General features: G+C 73.4%; 1 protein-coding gene and 2 pseudogenes. 2 read left to right on the top strand and 1 reads right to left on the bottom strand.

The genetic code is table 11. The annotated features are described in order from the left end of the window. Positions 1–290, bottom strand: a pseudogene (locus ABZ641_RS34795) (PucR family transcriptional regulator); the annotation flags it as partial. A gap of 256 nt (positions 291–546) precedes the next feature. On the opposite strand from ABZ641_RS34795, the gene ABZ641_RS34790 reads away from it, so the two are divergent. Further along, positions 547–1491, top strand: coding sequence for an alpha/beta fold hydrolase (locus ABZ641_RS34790; RefSeq protein WP_359988361.1), 945 nt, complete (start codon positions 547–549; stop codon positions 1489–1491). A gap of 171 nt (positions 1492–1662) precedes the next feature. Then, positions 1663–2043: pseudogene (locus ABZ641_RS34785) on the top strand (hypothetical protein); the annotation flags it as partial.

Genomic DNA, 2043 nt, shown 5'->3' with positions numbered 1-2043 from the left:
TGCAGCGCGTCGAGGCTGCGCCCCTCGGTGAGTTCGCCGCGGCCGAGCGAGCGGTAGACCCGCAGCCGTTCCGCGCCGAGGCCGCCGGCTCCCTCGATCCGGTCGGCGAACTCGGCGAGCGCGGTCTCCACGCCGTGCTGGATTCCGGCGCCGAATTGTCCGGCGAGCGGGCGGGAGAATTCCGGAATGGCGGCCCTGATCTCCCGGATGATCTCGACCGCGAGACTCTTCTCCTCGGCTCTGAGTTCTGTGGAGAAATTGCGTGGAAGGGCCTCTCTGGGGCGTGTCACAGGGGGGAGTATGCGGGCGATGTTACCGGCGGGTCAATAGGCTCGGCGCACCGTGATGGCCTGCGGTGGAACGAAGCTGACGGAGGATCGCTCGTCCGGGTGACACTTTCTGCGAGGGGGTGGGGAGATTCCTGGCATCCGCCGCAGGATTTCCGTCGGCGGGCTGCCGTGTGTGTTGACGCACCATCGGGCCGCACTTAGCTTCTGATCCCGTCCGGATGTCAGGGAATTCCGGCGGAATCGGAAGGTGTGCAATATGGGAGCGAGACGTGCACGGTCGTTCGCGGTGGCGGCGCTGGCTGCGGCCGGCCTGCTGGCGGCCGGTGGGCAGCCGGCCGCGGCGGCCGCGTCGTACCCGGTCGAGTACCACTTCGGCGCCGGCTTCGTGAAGGGCTTCTTCACGCCGGACCGGCCGCCCGCCGGGGCGAACGACTGGTCCTGCCGCCCCGGGGCCGACCACCCCGCCCCGGTCGTGCTGGTGCACGGCACGCTCGAGAACATGAACGACAACTGGCGCGGCGCGGCGCCGCTGCTCGCGAACGCCGGGTACTGCGTCTACGCCTTCGGCTACGGCGGCGCGGCCGGGTCGCCCGTCCAGGGCACCGGCCCGATCGCGGACTCGGCGCAGGACCTCGCCGCCTTCGTCGACCGGGTCCTCGCCGCGACCGGCGCCCCCGAGGCCGACCTCGTCGGCCACTCCCAGGGCGGCGGCCTGATGGCCCGCTACTACCTGAAGAACCTGGGCGGCGCCGCCAAGGTGCGCAAGCTGGTCGGCATCGCGCCCAACAACAGCGGCACCACCCTGGACGGCATCACCGAACTCGGCCGCCAGCTGCACATCCTGGAGCCCGCCAACGAACTGCTCGACGACTCCTGCACGGCCTGCGTCGAGCAGGAGGTCGGCTCGCCGTTCCTGGCCGCCCTCGACGCCGGCGGCCAGACCGTCCCCGGTGTGGACTACACCGTGATCGCGACCCGCTTCGACGAGGTCGTCACCCCGTACACCAACGCCTTCCTGCCGGCCGGGCCGCACGTCACCAACCTCACCGTGCAGGACCAGTGCCCGCTGGACGCCACCGACCACCTGGAGATCGGCTACGACCCGATCGCCCTCACGGACGTGCTGAACGCCCTGGACCCGGCGCACCCGCGGCCGATCCCCTGCCAGGTGGTGCTGCCGGTCACCGGCCCGCTGCTCTGACCCTCCGGGGCCGGTGGCCCGGCGATCGCCGACCGTCCGCCCCGCCCCGACCCCGCCCGGTGCGGCGCCTCTCCCGCCGCACCGGGCGGACCACCCCGGCTGCACCCGGGCGAGTGTCCACCCGGCGCGGCTCGCTGGCAGCACCGGCCGCGCTGCGCTGCGATGGGCAGCATGGACCTCCCCACCCTGAACCGGGCCGGCGACCGGCCGGCCGCGCGCTGGTGGACGAAGGTGCCGCCCGCCGCCGGTTCCGCGGTGATGGCCACCGGCATCGTCTCCGTGGGGCTGAACCTGGTCGGCCGCGAGACCTCCTCGCAGGTCCTGTTGGCGCTGGCCGCCGCAGGCTGGCTGCTGCTGGCCCTCGCCTTCGCCCTCACCCTGCTGCGGGACCGCGACCGCTGGGCCGCCAACGCCGCCACCCCGCCCGCGCTGACCGCCGTCGCCGCCACCGCGGTGGTCGGCACCCGCTTCTCGCTCGCCGGCTGGCAGAGCACCGCCGCGGTGCTGCTCGCGATCGCCGCGGCCGCCTGGCCGCCGCTGCTGATCTCCGTC

This window comes from Kitasatospora sp. NPDC007106, from assembly GCF_040634455.1.
Taxonomy (GTDB): domain Bacteria; phylum Actinomycetota; class Actinomycetes; order Streptomycetales; family Streptomycetaceae; genus Kitasatospora; species Kitasatospora arboriphila.
This window is presented reverse-complemented; position numbering and strand designations above follow the sequence as displayed.

What these genes read in the sequence shown, in the direction of transcription:
- ABZ641_RS34790 (WP_359988361.1), top strand. Translation starts at nt 547, where the DNA reads ATGGGAGCGAGACGTGCACGGTCGTTCGCGGTGGCGGCGCTGGCTGCG.